Raw genomic sequence first — 3078 nt, forward strand, 5'->3', positions numbered from 1 at the left:
CCTCCGCAACCCCGTCCTCTTCCACCCCACCGCCCAAACCCTCATCACCACCCACCACACCACCTTCATCGAACCCAGCGCCCACCCCGTACTCATCGCGTCGCTCCAGGACACGGCCGACGTCGCCGAGTCCGACATCGCCGCCGTCGGTTCCCTTCGGCGCGATCACGGCAGCCAGGCCAACCTCCTCACCTCCGCCGCGCAGGCGTGGGTCCGTGGCCTGCCCGTCGACTGGGCCGCGCAGTACCCCGGCGGCCGGCGGATCGTCCTGCCCACCTACCCCTTCCAGCGCACGCGCTACTGGATCGACACGCCGGCCGGGCTCGCGGCGACGACCGGCGGCGGCGACGAGGAGTTCTGGGAGGCCGTGGAAGCAGCCGACACCGACGCCGTCGCCTCGGTGCTGGGGCTGCGCGGGGATCAGCCGGACTGGTTGCGGCAGGCGCTGCCCGCGCTGGCCCGCCGCCGCGAGCTGCGCCGCGCGAGCAGCCGCCTCGACGCCCTGCGCTACACGGTCGAGTGGGTGCCGTCGACCGGCATCGGCCGCGGCGCGCCGACCGGCACGTGGCTGGTCGTCACCCCGGACGGCGAGCACGATGCCGCTTGGGCGCAGGCGGCGCGGGACGGGCTGCGCACGGGTGGAGCCGAGGTGGTGGAGCTCCGGCTCGGCGCCGAGGACCGCGCCGCGCTGGGCGCCCTGCTGCCCCGCGACGTGGACGCGGTGCTGTCGCTGCTTCCGACGGGTGACGCCGTGGCTCCGCAACACGGTGCCGTCCCGACGGGCACGGCCGCCACGCTGACGCTGATACATGCGCTCGCCGACGCCGGCCTGGACGTCCCGTTGTGGACCCTCACCTCGGGCGCGGTCGCGGTGGACCGGGCGGACGCCCTGCGCAACCCCGCGCAGAGCCAGGCGTGGGGCCTCGGACGGGTGGTCGCCCTGGAGCAGCCCGAACGCTGGGGCGGGCTCGTGGACCTTCCCGAGCTCCCCAGCGAGCAGGCGGTCACATGGCTGCTGGCCGTACTGGCGCAGCGCAGCGAGGACCAGGTCGCCGTCCGTGGGTCCGGCTCCTTCGCGCGCCGACTGGTGCACGCCGGGGCGAAGACCCCGGTCACGACGGAACGTCGGACGCGCGGCACGGTACTCGTCACCGGCGGCACCGGCGCGCTCGGCGCGCGGGTCGCGCGGCAGCTCGTCCAGCAGGGCGCCGGGCGGCTGGTGCTGGCGAGCCGGCGTGGACCGCAGGCTCCGGGCGCGGACGCACTCGCCGCGGAGTTGCGGGCGCTCGATGCCGAGGTCGCCGTCGTGGCGTGCGACGTGGGCGACCGGTCCGACGTGGCGCGCTTGCTCGCTGAGTTCGCGGTGACCTCCGTGTTCCACACGGCGGGCGTGCTCGACGACGCGGTGGTGCACTCCCTGACGGTCGGCCAGCTCGACCGGGTGCTGCGGGTCAAGGCGGAGGGTGCGCGGCACCTGCACGAACTCACGGCGGAGCTGGACGAGTTCGTGCTGTTCTCCTCGATCGCCGGAGTGCTCGGCATCCCCGGCCAAGGGGGGTACGCACCCGGCAACGCCTACCTGGACGCGCTGGCCGAACACCGGCGTTCCCTGGGTCTGCCCGCGACCTCCTACGCCTGGGGCCCGTGGGCGGGGGACGGCATGGCCGCGGTCGACGGCGTGCAGGACCGGCTCCAGCGCCACGGAGCTCTGCCCCTCGAACCCGAGCTGGCTCTGGCGGTCCTCGCTCTCGGTGCCGACGAGGACCGTGCGACCACCATGGTGGCCGACATCCACTGGGACCGGTTCCACCTCGCCTACTCCGAGGCCCGGACCCGGCCGCTCATCGAGGACCTTCCCGAGGTCCGCGCCCTCGTGGCGGCGGCGTCCGGCCATCGGGACGACGAGACGGGGCCGGGGCTGGCCGCTCGCGTGCGGTCCCTGTCCGGTCCGCCGCGGTCGGCGGCGGTACTCGACGTGGTGCGCGCCCAGGTCGCCGCGGTCCTGGGGCACACCGATCCACTGCTCGTCGACGTCGAACGGCCGCTGCGCGACCTGGGGTTCGACTCGCTCACCGGTGTGGAGCTGCGCAACCGGCTCGCCGCGGAAACCGGGGTCCGGCTGCCGTCGAGCCTGGTCTTCGACTATCCGACGGCCGTCGCGGTGGCGCGCCACGTCGAGTCCGTGTTGGTCGGCGAGGAGGAGACCGGACCGGTCGCCGTACCCACGCAGGCGGACGACGACGATCCGGTGGTCGTCGTCGCGATGGCGTGCCGCTATCCGGGAGCCGTCGGCTCACCGGAGGATCTGTGGCGGCTGATCGTGGACGGCGGCGACGCCGTCGGGGACTTCCCCACCGACCGCGGGTGGGACCTGCAGCAGCTGCTGTCCGGGAAGCCGGGTGATCCGGGCCGCTCGGCGACCGGGCGCGGGGGATTCCTCCACGACGTCGCCGACTTCGACGCGGACCTCTTCGGGATCTCCCCGCGCGAGGCCCTGGCGATGGACCCGCAGCAGCGGCTGCTGCTGGAAACCGCGTGGGAGACCTTCGAACACGCGGGGATCGACCCGACGTCGATGCGCGGCAGCCGGACCGGCGTCTTCGTCGGCCTGACCTACCAGGACTACCAGTCCCGGATCACCGAGCCGCCGGAGGAGCTGGCGGGTTACCTGCTGACGGGCGTGACCGCCAGCGTGGCCTCGGGCCGCATCTCCTACACCTTCGGTCTCGAAGGCCCCGCCGTCACGATCGACACCGCCTGCTCCTCGTCGCTGGTCGCCCTGCACCTCGCGGCGGAGTCGGTCCGGCGCGGTGAGTCCTCCGCGGCGCTGGCGGGTGGTGTCGCGCTGATGGCGACGCCGCACATGTTCACGGAGTTCAGCCGGCAGCAGGGTCTCTCTCCGGACGGCACGTGCAAGGCGTTCTCCGCCGACGCCGACGGGTTCGGCTCCGCGGAGGGCGTGGGTCTGATGCTGGTGGAGCGGCTCTCGGATGCCCGGCGCCTGGGTCACCCGGTCCTCGCGGTGCTGCGCGGCTCGGCCGTCAACCAGGACGGCGCCTCCAACGGCCTCACCGCCCC

At 74.2% G+C, this 3078-nt stretch carries 1 protein-coding gene; it reads left to right on the forward strand.

What is annotated here, in order from left to right; genetic code table 11:
- Positions 1–3078 (forward strand): SDR family NAD(P)-dependent oxidoreductase (locus ACIOJE_RS41175; RefSeq protein WP_400783814.1); only part of this gene is annotated, 3078 nt, incomplete at both ends.

The organism is Kitasatospora sp. NPDC087861, assembly GCF_044742585.1.
Lineage (GTDB): Bacteria > Actinomycetota > Actinomycetes > Streptomycetales > Streptomycetaceae > Kitasatospora.